We start from the raw sequence: 13,253 nt of genomic DNA on the forward strand, positions 1-13,253 counted from the left end.
CCATGAATAAATTAACCTCCTACGATCCCGCGAATGCTCTGATAGACGATGAGCAGATCGCCATCTTTATAACTGACGCGCTCGAAACTGGCGATCCTGCCTTTATCGCTGAGGCACTGGGAGTGGTTGCTCGCGCTAAAGGCATGTCGACCATTGCAGAACAAACGGGATTATCACGAGAGCAGCTCTACCGCTCGTTCAGTGAAAAAGGCAACCCAACGCTTAAAACCACGCTCGCCGTGATGAAAGCGCTGGGCCTGGGCTTAACCATCAAACATGTGAACAGTTAATACTCATCCCGATCGTCGTCCTCATCCGGCTGCTCCATCACGCTGTAGGCTACCGCGCAGAACAGGGAGTTGAGGCGTTTCATGTCGCCCAGCAGCCCCAGGTGCAGGGAACTGGTCTCGATGCTTTGCACGTTCTGCTGGTGCAGTCGGTCAACGTGCGCGTGGGAATAGCGGCGGTTGAGGATACGGAACCGGTGTTTGTTGCGGCGCAGACGGCGGGCGCTGGGCACATCCCCGGAGAAAAAGACCGACATCGCCAGCTTCAGGTTAGCAAGCAGCTGATCGTGCAGTGCATCCAGCTCTTTGACGCCCTCAAGGGAGAACGCCCGGCGGGCCGCCAGCGATTTGTCGGCGATTTCACTCCCCATGCGCTCGACGATATCGGAGGCCTGCTCAAGGTTGAGCGACATCTCGATGATCTCCGCCCAGCGGCGGGACTCCTCTTCCGCCAGCTCGTCTTTCGGCATCCGCGCCAGATAGAGTTTGATGGCGGTATAAAGCACGTTGATATCGTCGGCGAGCTTACGCAGATCTTTCTCTTCCCGCGGCTCGCCATGCATCACCTTTTTCAGCCCTTCCAGCATCAGCTCCATCGCATCGCCCATGCGCAGCGTTTCGCGGGCGGCATTGGCCAGCGCCAGCGCCGGCGTATCAAGGGCGGAGGAGTCCAGATGTTTTGGCTTGAGTCGCATATCCAGCTCAGGCTGGTCGCGGATAATACGTTCACAAAAGCGCGCCATCGGCCCGGCAAAAGGCACCATCGCCACGCAGCGCACCAGGTTGTAGAAGACGTGGAAGTAGATCACCATCTCCGATTCCGGCAGCGACAGGTTATCCATCAGATTCGCCAGCGGGTTAACGAACGGCAGAATGATCAGGCTCCCCACCAGCTTAAACAGCAGGCTGCCAAGCGCCACGCGACGGGCTGCGGCGTTGGCGGCGCTGTTATTGAGCATCGCCAGCAGGCCGGAGCCGAGGTTCGCGCCAATCACCAGACAGAGGGCGACCGGGAAGGAGATAATCCCCGCCGCGGTCAGCGTTGCGGTTAACAGCACCGCCGCCAGGCTGGAGTAGCTGATAAGCGCAAACACCGCACCAATCAACGCATCCAGCATGATGTCGCCGGTCAGCGAGGCGAAAATCACCTGCACACCGCTCGCCTGCGTAATGGGGGTGACGGCCTGGACGATCAGCTCCAGCGCCAGCAGAATCAGCCCCAGGCCGATCCCGACGCGCCCGAGCTGTCCGGCACGGGTCTGTTTCCGGCCCAGGAAAAATATCACGCCGATGAAGATCAAGAGCGGTGACAGCCAGGAGAGATCGAAGGTTAACACCCGCGCCATCAGCGCGGTCCCTACATCGGCACCGAGAACAATCACCAGCGCAGGCGTCAGCGCCACCAGATCCTGAGCCACAAACGAGGTGACCAGCATGGTCGTGGCGTTGCTGCTTTGCACCAGCGCGGTTACGCCAATGCCGGAACAGAACGCGAGCGGTTTTTTCTCAACGCTGCGGCTGAGAACGGTACGTAAGCGGGCGCCAAAAACGCGCATCACGCCGGTACGGACAATGTGAGTGCCCCAGACCAGCAACGCCACGGCAGAAAGCAGATGTAGCAGAGTCAGCACGGATACAGGTTCTCCTTTTCGTCATACGTTTTCCTGAGGTTCGTTGCGCGCGGTATTGCCGGATGGCGGCTACGCCTTATCCGGCCTGGGTTGGAGCGCAGATTGCTGAACCTTCTTCCAGTATAAGGGCTTAAATGTAATAAAGAGACAGGGCACCCATTGGGTGCCCTGTTTGTTGTAAGGAAACGTGACGTGAGCGAAATACTGACCGTCGGCGGCGCAGTCAGGTTGCACACGGACTGCCCGCAGTGAGGGGAGCGTACACAAAGTACGTGACCCGAGTGAGGACAGCCCTGGTGCAAGCTGGCAAGTAAGCCAGGTCAGTCTGCGTCGTAGCCGAGGTTTGGCGCCAGCCAGCGCTCCACTTCTGCCACGCTCATCCCTTTACGCAGGGCATAATCTTCCACCTGATCGCGCTGGATCTGCGCCACAGCGTAGTACTTGCTGTCTGGATGGCTGAAATACCAGCCGGAAACCGAGGCGCCCGGCCACATGGCGAAGGACTCGGTGAGCTTCATGCCGGTATGGGCCTCGACATCCAGAAGCTGCCAGATGGTGCCTTTCTCGGTATGCTCCGGGCAGGCCGGGTAGCCTGGTGCCGGGCGAATGCCCTGGTAGTTCTCGCGGATCAGCTCCTCATTGCTGAGGTTCTCATTGGCCGCGTAGCCCCAGTGCACCTTACGCACCCGCTCATGCAGGTATTCAGCAAAGGCTTCTGCCAGACGGTCGGCAATCGCCTTGATCATGATTTTGTTGTAATCATCATGCTGCGCTTCGAAGGCGTCCGCCAGCGCGTCCTCCTCCAGCCCGCCGGTCACGGCAAACGCGCCGATGTAGTCGGCTTTACCGCTCAGCTTCGGCGCGACGAAATCCGCCAGACAGTAGTTAGCAAAGCCAATCTTCTCGGTCTGCTGACGCAAGTGATGGCTGACCGCCAGCACGTGGGTGCGGGTTTCATCCCGGTAGATTTCGATGTCATCGCCCACCCGGTTCGCCGGGAACAGCCCCACCACGCCGCGCGGGTTGAGAGTCTTCTCCTCGCTGAGCTTGTCGAGCAGATCGTTGGCATCCTTGAACAGGCGCTGCGCCTCTTCACCTACCACTTCATCTTCCAGAATGCGCGGGTATTTCCCGGCCAGCGACCAGGTCATAAAGAACGGCGTCCAGTCGATGTAGTTACGCAGGGTTTCGATGCTGGCCGTCACCGCCTGAACGCCCAGGCGATGGGCGACCGGCGGCGTATAGCTTGACCAGTCAAAGGCCAGATCGTTATCCCGCGCCGCCGCCAGGGTCACCGGCGGGGTGCGCGGCTTTTTGCGCCCATGCTGAATGCGCACCGTTTCATACTCTTTGCGGGTTCTGGCGACAAAGTCGTCGCGCTGGGTCGCTGACAGCAGCGCCGAGACCACGCCAACCGTGCGTGAGGCGTTCTGCACGTACACCGTCGGCCCGCTGTAGTTTTGCTCGATTTTCACCGCCGTATGCGCTTTCGAGGTGGTTGCGCCGCCAATCAGCAGCGGCAGGGTAAAGCCCTGACGCTCCATCTCTTTCGCCACGTTAACCATCTCATCCAGCGACGGGGTGATGAGCCCCGAGAGGCCAATCAGGTCGGCATTCACTTCGCGCGCGGTTTTGAGGATTTTCTCCGCCGGCACCATCACGCCAAGATCGATAATCTCGTAGTTATTACACTGCAGCACCACGCCGACGATGTTTTTGCCGATGTCATGCACGTCGCCTTTCACGGTGGCGATCACCATCTTGCCGTTACTGGAGCCTTTTTCTTTGCTGGCTTCAATATAGGGTTCCAGATAGGCCACGCCTGCTTCATTACGCGGGCGGATTTCACCACCTGCGGCAGGAACATTTTGCCTTCGCCGAACAGGTCGCCGACCACGTTCATGCCATCCATCAGCGGCCCTTCGATCACTTCAATCGGACGCGCGGCCTGCTGGCGTGCCTCTTCGGTATCCAGTTCGATAAACTCGGTGATGCCTTTTACCAGCGAGTATTCGAGGCGTTTTTTCACGTCCCAGGAGCGCCACTCCGCCTGCTGCACGTTGGCGCTGTCATCGGATTTGCTGCCGCGATATTTTTCGGCCAGCTCCAGCATGCGCTCGGTAGCATCGTCGCGGCGGTTCAGGATCACATCCTCCACCGCGTCGCGCAGCTCTGCCGGCAGGTCGTCATAAATCGCCAGCTGACCGGCGTTAACGATCCCCATGTCCATCCCGTTACGAATGGCGTAATAGAGGAACACCGCGTGGATCGCCTCACGCACCGGGTCGTTGCCGCGGAACGAGAACGAGACGTTGGAAACCCCGCCGGAGATCAGCGCGTGCGGCAATTCGCGTTTGATGTCTTCACAGGCGCCGATAAAGTCCTGGGCGTAGTTGTTGTGCTCTTCGATGCCGGTGGCGACGGCAAAGATGTTCGGGTCAAAGATAATGTCTTCCGGCGGGAAGCCAACCTCTTCGGTCAGAATCTGGTACGCGCGGCGGCAAATCTCTATTTTGCGCTCGCGAGTATCCGCCTGCCCGACTTCGTCAAAGGCCATTACCACCACGGCGGCACCGTAGCGGCGCACCATCTTCGCGTGATGGATGAAAGGCTCAACCCCCTCTTTCATCGAGATGGAGTTAACGATGCCCTTGCCCTGAATGCACTTCAGCCCTTTCTCGATCACTTCCCACTTCGAGGAGTCGATCATAATCGGCACGCGGGCAATGTCCGGCTCACCGGCAATCAGGTTGAGGAAACGCACCATCGCCGCTTCGGCGTCGAGCATCCCCTCGTCCATGTTGATATCAATGATCTGCGCGCCGCTCTCCACCTGCTGGCGGGCAACGTCCAGCGCTTCGCTGTACTTCTCTTCTTTGATCAGGCGCTTGAACTTCGCGGAGCCGGTGACGTTGGTACGTTCACCGACGTTCACAAACAGGCTGTCATCGCCGATGTTCAGCGGCTCAAGACCCGCCAGTCGGCAGGCAACCGGCAGCTCAGGCAGCTTGCGTGGCGCCAGGCCCGCGACTGCATTGCTCATGGCAGCGATGTGCTCCGGCGTGGTGCCGCAGCAGCCGCCGACGATATTCAGAAACCCGGATTCGGCCCACTCGCGGATCTGCGCCGCCATGGTCGCGGCGTCGAGATCGTACTCACCAAAGGCGTTCGGCAGGCCGGCGTTCGGATGAGCGGTGACGTAGCATTCCGCTATGCGCGACAGCTCCTGCACATACTGGCGCAGCTCGTCCGGCCCCAGGGCACAGTTCAGGCCAAAGGTCAGGGCATCGGCGTGGCGCAGGGAGTTATAAAAGGCTTCGGTCGTCTGGCCGGATAGCGTACGGCCAGAGGCATCGGTGATGGTGCCGGAGATCATGATCGGCAGATCGACACCCAGGGCTTCGAACTCCTCTTTCACCGCATAGATGGCGGCTTTGGCATTGAGGGTATCGAAGACCGTTTCAATCATGATCAGATCGGCACCGCCTTCCACCAGCGCTTTGGTGGATTCGCGGTACGCGGCCACCAGCTGGTCAAAGGTGATATTTCGAAAAGCCGGATCGTTTACGTCCGGTGAGATAGAGGCGGTACGGTTGGTCGGGCCGAGCACGCCCGCCACGTAGCGTGGTTTCTCTGGCGTGCGGGCCGTCCACTCATCGGCACAGGCACGCGCCAGTCTGGCCGCCTCGTAGTTGATCTCCGCCGAGAGGGATTCCATCTCGTAATCCGCCATGGCGATGGTTGTCGAGTTAAAGGTGTTGGTCTCAACGATATCCGCGCCCGCCTCGAAGTAGGCGTAGTGAATGGCGGCGATAATCTCTGGCTTGCTGAGCACCAGCAGGTCATTGTTACCTTTCAGATCGCAGGGCCAGTCGGCGAAGCGGTCGCCGCGAAAGTCGTCTTCACTCAGACGATAGCTCTGGATCATGGTGCCCATACCGCCATCCAGCACCAGAATGCGTTCATTTAACTGCGCACGCAGTTGATCTACTTTGCTGCTCACACTTGCTCCCGACAACGCTCAACCAGGCCAAAAGGCCAGCAGACCATACTGGCATAATCTTGCAAAGGGGAAAAGTCACACCAGGGTAACATGAGACATGTTCACCATAACTCCTCCGATCAGTGCGGATAGCGGTTGCAAAACAGCCAAATAAAACGAAAATGATTTCCACGATACAGAAAAAAGGAGCCCGCCATGGTCGCCACCGTTCCCGCTAAACGCGGCAGAAAACCCGCCGCCGCGACCGCCCAGGCGGGCGGTCAAGTTCAGTCCCTGACCCGGGGATTAAAGCTCCTTGAATGGATAGCCGAGTCGCACAGCAGCGTGGCGCTGACCGAGCTGGCCCAGCAGGCAGGCCTGCCGAACTCCACCACCCACCGCCTGCTGACCACCATGCAGCAGCTGGGCTTTGTCCGTCAGGTGGGCGAGCTGGGCCACTGGTCCGTAGGTGCCCATGCATTTATCGTCGGCAGCAGCTTTTTACAGAGCCGAAATCTGCTCGCTATCGTCCATCCGATCCTGCGCAAGCTGATGGAAGACTCCGGCGAGACGGTTAACCTGGCGGTGCTCGACCAGAGCGATCACCAGGCGATTATTATCGACCAGGTCCAGTGCACCCAGCTGATGCGCATGTCTGCCCCGATTGGCGGCAAACTGCCGATGCACGCCTCCGGGGCGGGGAAAGCGTTCCTGTCCCAGCTCAGCGAAGAGCAGGTCACGGGTCTGCTGCACCGCAAAGGTTTACACGCCTACACCCACGCGACGCTGGTTTCACCGGTCCATCTGAAAGAGGACTTGGCCCTGACGCGTAAGCGCGGCTACTCCTTTGATGACGAAGAGCATGCGCTCGGCCTGCGCTGTCTTGCCGCCTGCATTTTTGACGAGCACCGCGAGCCGTTCGCCGCCATCTCCATCTCCGGCCCTATCTCGCGGATGACCGATGACCGGGTGACAGAGCTGGGGGCGCTGGTGATTAAGGCGGCGAAAGAGGTGACGCTGGCGTACGGTGGGTTGCGTTAAGTCTTTAATGCCCGGCGGCGCTGCGCTTGCACGGGCCTACAACTACATTCGAACCGTAGGCCCGGTAAGCGCAGCGCCACCGGGCGTTAAATGCCAAATCTGATGCTAAACCGCTGCTTACGCCGGTAAGCGTAGACATCTTCCACATGGCCGTTCTTGATCCGCGTCTGCAGGCCACGCCAGTAATCGGCGTGAAACAGATCGGCGTGCATCTCTTCAAACAGCCTTCCGATGCGCGGGTCAGCGCATAGCCAGTGGCGAAACTCCTCCGGAAAGACATCCCCCGGCGAAACGCTGTACCACGGCTCGCTGGCAAGTTCATCTTCGGGATAACGCGGCGGCGGGATCTCGCGGAAATTCACTTCCGTCATGTAGCAGATCTCGTCGTAATCGTAGAACACGACCCGCCCGTGCCGGGTGACGCCGAAGTTCTTGAACAGCATGTCCCCCGGGAAGATATTGGCTGCCGCCAACTGACGGATAGCGTTGCCGTACTCTTCTATCGCATCGTGCAGCGCCTGCCCTTCCGACTGCTCCAGCCAGATGTTGAGCGGCACCATCCGTCGTTCAATGTAGAGATGGCTGATGACGATTTTGTCCCCCAGATCGCTGATTTTTTCTGGCGCTTCCTGGAGCAGCAGCGCCATCAGTTCTGGCGCGATCTGCCGCTTATCGAGAACGAAGTTTTCAAACTCCTGGGTATCCGCCATGCGCCCGACGCGATCGTGCTCCTTAACCAGCTGATAGCAGGCGCGCACGTGGGCGGCAGACATCTCTTTCTGCGGGGCGAATTTATCCTTAATCACCTTAAAGACCCGATCAAAACCCGGCAGGGTAAAGACCAGCATCACCATGCCGCGAATACCTGGCGCCTCGATAAACTGCTCATCCGCATGGGCGATATAGTGCAGGTATTCCCGATAGCTCTCGGTTTTGGCGTGCTTCTGACACCCTATCGCCATATACAACTCGGCGGTGGTTTTACCGGGCAGGATCTCGCGCAGCCACTCCACCAGCGCGCCCGGCAGGGGGGCATAAACCATAAAATAGGAGCGGGCGAAGCCGAAAACAATGCTGGCTTCGGCGCTGGTAGTCAGGCAGGTATCTACCGCCAGTTCCCCTTCATCGCTGCGGTGAATGGGCAGTAAAAATGGCAGCGTGGCGTCCGGGGTGATCAGTTTCCCCACCAGCCAGGCGGCTTTGTTGCGGTAAAACAGCTCGTTCGCGACCTGCAGATGGCAATTTTGCAGCTTATCCGCACCGAGCGTTTCAGACAGATGAGCGATGATATACCCGACATCACGCGGACGGTTTTGCCAGGGCAGACGCAAGGGCAGATCGGCCAACACTTTGGTTAACAGCGCCTCCCAGCCCTGATCGGGACAAAAGTCTTTCGCCAGCGGACGCGGCAGGGTGCGAAAACGTTGTCCGGGCTGAGAGCTGAAGATAAAGAGCCGCTCCGGTGACAGCGAGCGGTGATCAAACAGCCGACAGTAAACGGAGTTGAAAAAGCTTTCCGCAATCTCATAACGCGGGTAATCCGGCAGCAACTGGGTGTAATGGGTTTTCACCCGCAGCAAAAAAGCAGCATCAATAGTGATGCTGCCGGTAATGCAGCGCAGTTGTTCTACCACAAGGCCCACATGGTGATCGTAGAGGTGAATACGCTGTTTCATGGCCTGCTGCACGGCGTGCCAGTCCGCCTGCTCGAAGCGCTGCTGCGCCCCGCCCGTCACTTCCAGAAAACGGCCATACTGCGCGTCGAAGCCCTGCAGGATGGTTTGGGCAATCAGTAATTCCAGACCACGCGACATAGATTCCCCTCACCCTGACCCTCTCCCCTGGGGGAGAGGGGAAAAAGATTAAAACTGCGCTTCTTCGGTCGACCCGGTCAGGGCGGTCACAGAGGAGGCGCCGCCCTGGATGATGGTGGTCACTTTATCGAAGTAGCCCGTTCCCACTTCCTGCTGGTGTGAGGCGAAGGTATAGCCCTTCTGGCTGGCCGAGAACTCCGGCTGCTGGACTTTCTCGACGTAGTGTTTCATGCCCTCGCCCTGGGCGTAGGCATGCGCCAGGTCGAACATGTTGAACCACATGCTGTGAATGCCCGCGAGGGTGATGAACTGATACTTGTAGCCCATGTCCGACAGCTCCTGCTGGAAGCTGGCGATAGTTTTATCGTCCAGATTTTTCTGCCAGTTGAAGGACGGCGAGCAGTTGTAGGCCAGCAGTTTGCCCGGGTATTTGGCATGGATGGCATCAGCAAAGCGTTTCGCCAGCGCCAGGTCCGGGGTGGAGGTTTCACACCACACCAGGTCAGCATACGGAGCGTAGGCCAGGCCGCGACTGATCGCCTGCTCGATGCCGGCATGGGTACGATAGAACCCTTCGCTGGTGCGTTCGCCGATAATGAACTGGCTGTCGTAGGGATCGCAATCGGAGGTGATCAGGTCTGCGGCATCGGCGTCGGTACGCGCAATCACCAGCGTCGGGACACCCATCACGTCAGCAGCCAGGCGCGCAGCCACCAGTTTCTGGATCGCTTCCTGCGTCGGGACCAGCACTTTGCCGCCCATATGCCCGCACTTCTTCACGGATGCCAGCTGATCTTCGAAGTGTACGGCCGCTGCACCGGCTTCAATCATCGATTTCATCAGCTCAAAGGCGTTCAGCACACCGCCAAAGCCCGCCTCGGCGTCAGCCACAATCGGCAGGAAGTAGTCTACAAAGCGCGGATCCTGCGGCTCAATGCCGGATGCCCACTGGATCTGATCCGCACGACGGAAGGTGTTGTTGATCCGCTCCACCACTGCCGGGACCGAATTTGCCGGATAGAGCGACTGATCCGGGTACATGCTGGAAGCCAGGTTAGCGTCGGCAGCTACCTGCCAGCCAGACAGATAGACCGCCTCAATCCCCGCTTTCGCCTGCTGCAGCGCCTGGCCGCCCGTCAGCGCGCCGAGGCTGTTGATGTAGCCTTTCTTCGACTCACCGTGCAGCAGACGCCACATTTTGGCGGCACCCAGTTGCGCCAGGGTGCATTCCGGATTAACCGAACCGCGTAATTTCACCACGTCCTCGGCGCTATAAGGACGTTCAATGCCTTCCCAGCGCGGTTGAGTCCACTCGTTTTGTAATGCTTCGATTTGTTGGGTACGGGTTTTCATGTGCAGATGCTCCATATTGTTATGTGGTGAAATCAGGCCAGCAGGCGGTAGCCAGGCAGCGTCAGGAAGTCGATTAAGTCATCTGAAGTGGTTATCTGTTCCATCAGGCGCGCGGCGGCGTCGAAACGACCACTGCTGAAGCGGTGCTCGCCCAGCTCCTCCTGAATGTTCAGCATCTCTTCCGAAAGCATCTGGCGGAACAGGGCTTTGGTAACGGGCTTGCCGTTGCTGAGCGTTTTCTGATGATGGATCCACTGCCAGATAGAGGTACGGGAAATCTCGGCGGTAGCGGCATCTTCCATCAGACCGTAAATCGGCACACAGCCGTTACCGGAGATCCACGCTTCGATGTACTGCACGGCCACGCGGATATTGGCGCGCATCCCCTCTTCGGTGCGCTCGCCCTGGCAGGGCTCCAGGAGCTGTGCTGCGGTGACGGGGGCGTCCTCTTCGCGGGTCACGTGGAGCTGGTTTTTGTTATCGCCCAGGATGCGGTTGAACACCTCCATAGCGGTATCTGCCAGCCCCGGATGCGCCACCCAGGTGCCGTCATGGCCGTTGCTGGCTTCCAGCTCTTTATCGGCCTTCACTTTATTCAGCACCTGGGCGTTACGTTCGCTGTCTTTGCTGGGAATAAACGCCGCCATTCCCCCCATCGCAAAGGCGCCGCGTTTGTGGCAGGTTTTAATCAGCAGACGCGAGTAGGCATTCAGGAAGGATTTGTCCATCGTTACCACCTGACGATCCGGCAGAACGCGATCCGGGTGATTCTTCAGGGTCTTGATATAGCTGAAAATGTAATCCCAGCGACCGCAGTTCAGGCCCACAATATGGTCACGCAGGGCATGCAGAATTTCGTCCATCTGGAAAACCGCCGGCAGGGTTTCAATCAGCAGCGTGGCCTTGATGGTGCCGCGCGGCAGTTCAAAACGATCCTCGGTATAACTGAACACCTCACTCCACCAGGCCGCTTCCTGCCAGGACTGCGTTTTGGGCAGATAGAAGTAAGGCCCGCTGCCTTTTGCCAGCAGATTTTTATGGTTATGGAAGAAGTACAACGCAAAGTCGAACAGGCTGCCGGGGATCGCTTCACCGTTCCAGGTGACATGTTTTTCCGGTAAATGCAGGCCACGCACGCGGCAAACCAGTACCGCCGGGTTGGGCTTAAGCTGATAGATTTTCCCGGCTTCATTGGTGTGGCTGATGGTGCCGTCCACCGCATCACGCAGGTTGATCTGGCCTTCAATCACTTTGTTCCAGTCTGGCGCCAGTGAATCCTCAAAGTCCGCCATAAAGACCTTCACATTGGCATTCAGGGCGTTGATTACCATTTTGCGCTCTACCGGGCCGGTGATCTCGACGCGCCGGTCCTGCAGATCCTGCGGAATACCGCGGATCGTCCAGTTACTTTCACGAATGGAAGCGGTTTCCGAAATAAAATCAGGCAGCTTTCCGTTATCAATGTCTTGCTGCTGCTGGATACGTGCCGCCAGTAATTTATTACGTTTTGGCGTGAAGCGGGTCACCAGCTCGGTTAGGAACTCAACGGCTTCGGCGGTCAGGATCTGCTTTTCCTGCTCGCCATGAGGTTGAGTAAAGGCCAGTTCATCGATAATGGTTGCCTGTTGATTCATTGCACTGCTCCTCGTCGTTGATCCGAATTCATTTCCCCCACGCGAACGAAAGATCGTTGTGTAGTTTTCGTTCAGCAAAATTAAGACTATCTTGCTTTGCGTCAAAATCAAAAACTATTTCCATTTTTAATTTAAATAGCAATTAACCTATTGATATAAATGAAATTAAAAATATTTATTGAGACGGAGTGAATTTCGGAAATAAAAAAGGCACCCGAAGGTGCCTTAACTGGAGAGCTGAAACGCTACAGGACGAAGATCATCAGAGGATTAATCCAGCGTTGGATTCATGTGGCGCAGATCGTATGGTGTGATCTGATAGACGTAGTAGTTGAGCCAGTTAGTAAAGAGCAGGTTGCCATGGCTGCGCCAGGTCGCACGCGGTTTGTTCTGCGGATCGTTTTGCGGGAAATAGTTGTACGGTATGTCCGGATTTAAACCCGCCTCTTCATCACGAAAATATTCGCTCGCCAGGGTATCAGGATCGTATTCCGGATGGCCGGTGACGAAGGCAATGCGCTTGTCTTTGCTGGCAAACAGATAGGCGTCGCCCTCCTCGCTTTCCGCCAGGATCTCCAGATCGGTGTAGTCACGAATCAATGCCGCCGGGAAATCGGCATAGCGCGAGTGAGGGGCGAGGAAGGAGTCATCAAAACCCCGGGTCAGCAGCGCATGAGGATGCAGAATATGGTGCTCGTAGACGCCAGAGAGCTTTTCGGTGCGGGTTTGCTTAGGGATGCCGTACAGAATGTTGAGTGCCGCCTGGACCGCCCAACAGACGAACAGCGTAGAGGTAACATGATCTTTGGCCCACTCCAGCACCTGCTTGATCTGCGGCCAGTAGGCAACGTCGTTGAATTCCACCAGGCCAAGCGGTGCGCCGGTCACGATCAGTCCATCGAAGTTCTCGTTACGGATGTCGTCAAAATTACAGTAGAAGTTATTGAGATGCTCTGAGGGCGTATTGCGGGACTCGCGCGCATCAATACGCAGCAGCTGTATATCGACCTGCAATGGAGAGTTCGACAGCAAGCGGAGGAACTGATTTTCCGTCTCGATCTTCTTTGGCATCAGGTTAAGGATAAGCACCTTCAGAGGACGAATTTCCTGACCTGTAGCGCGCGAAGCCGTCATGACAAAGACGTTTTCTTCACGCAAGAAATTGACGGCTGGTAGCTCGTCCTGCACCCGAATCGGCATAACCTTATATCCTCACAGCATACGTATAAACGTTTAGACATCCAGATAGCTGACAATAACCAGGAATCAGGCAAATGTCGAGTACGCAGACGAAAGGTGAGAAAGTTTCAAGGAAGGTAGATCGTAGGCCGGGTAAGGCGGAGCCGCCACCCGGCTTTTCCGCACATACGGCAAAAAACCCCGTACCTTGCGGTACGGGGTTTCTTTAATTGATGCCTGGCAGTTCCCTACTCTCGCATGGGGAGGCCCCACACTACCATCGGCGCTACGGCGTTTCACTTCTGAGTTCGGCATGGGGTCAGGTGGGACCA

7 protein-coding genes, 1 rRNA gene and 1 pseudogene are annotated in these 13,253 nt (G+C 57.6%); 2 read left to right on the top strand and 7 right to left on the bottom strand.

Annotated features, from left to right (window positions below):
- The first annotated feature begins 2 nt into the window (after positions 1 to 2).
- The gene (locus tag K5I40_RS10730) at positions 3 to 290 is read left to right on the top strand and encodes an addiction module antidote protein (RefSeq protein WP_039031912.1); all 288 of its coding nucleotides are present in this window, start codon (positions 3 to 5) and stop codon (positions 288 to 290) included.
- Here K5I40_RS10730 and K5I40_RS10735 read toward each other — a convergent pair.
- Positions 287 to 1,918 carry a Na/Pi cotransporter family protein gene (locus K5I40_RS10735; protein ID WP_039031911.1) on the bottom strand — a complete coding sequence of 544 codons (1,632 nt, stop codon included), beginning with the start codon at positions 1,916 to 1,918 and terminating at the stop codon, positions 287 to 289. The genes K5I40_RS10730 and K5I40_RS10735 overlap by 4 nt on opposite strands.
- Positions 1,919 to 2,238: 320 nt before the next feature.
- A pseudogene (gene metH / locus K5I40_RS10740) lies at positions 2,239 to 5,921 on the bottom strand (methionine synthase).
- Between the two features lie 195 nt (positions 5,922 to 6,116).
- Between metH and iclR the strand changes: the two are divergent.
- Positions 6,117 to 6,941, top strand: a complete 825-nt coding sequence (iclR, locus tag K5I40_RS10745; RefSeq protein WP_039031909.1) for a glyoxylate bypass operon transcriptional repressor IclR — start codon at positions 6,117 to 6,119, stop codon at positions 6,939 to 6,941.
- An 86-nt stretch (positions 6,942 to 7,027) separates the two neighbouring features.
- Here the strand turns inward: iclR and aceK are convergent, their stop codons facing one another.
- The 5 genes from aceK to rrf all read right to left on the bottom strand — a co-directional run.
- The gene (gene aceK, locus K5I40_RS10750; protein ID WP_223074521.1) at positions 7,028 to 8,755 is read right to left on the bottom strand and encodes a bifunctional isocitrate dehydrogenase kinase/phosphatase; all 1,728 of its coding nucleotides are present in this window, start codon (positions 8,753 to 8,755) and stop codon (positions 7,028 to 7,030) included.
- 48 nt (positions 8,756 to 8,803) lie between these two features.
- Positions 8,804 to 10,108 (bottom strand): isocitrate lyase, encoded by a 1,305-nt coding sequence (aceA, locus tag K5I40_RS10755; RefSeq protein ID WP_251931017.1) that lies wholly within the window; start codon positions 10,106 to 10,108, stop codon positions 8,804 to 8,806.
- 32 nt (positions 10,109 to 10,140) lie between these two features.
- Positions 10,141 to 11,742 (bottom strand): malate synthase A, encoded by a 1,602-nt coding sequence (aceB, locus tag K5I40_RS10760; protein ID WP_039031906.1) that lies wholly within the window; start codon positions 11,740 to 11,742, stop codon positions 10,141 to 10,143.
- Between the two features lie 270 nt (positions 11,743 to 12,012).
- Positions 12,013 to 12,942 carry a homoserine O-succinyltransferase gene (metA, locus tag K5I40_RS10765; RefSeq protein WP_039031905.1) on the bottom strand — a complete coding sequence of 310 codons (930 nt, stop codon included), beginning with the start codon at positions 12,940 to 12,942 and terminating at the stop codon, positions 12,013 to 12,015.
- Between the two features lie 214 nt (positions 12,943 to 13,156).
- Positions 13,157 to 13,253, bottom strand: a 5S ribosomal RNA gene (gene rrf, locus K5I40_RS10770); the annotation flags it as partial.

The sequence above is a fragment of the Leclercia sp. LTM14 genome (assembly GCF_023736175.1).
GTDB classification, from domain to species: Bacteria; Pseudomonadota; Gammaproteobacteria; order Enterobacterales; family Enterobacteriaceae; genus Enterobacter; species Enterobacter barmai.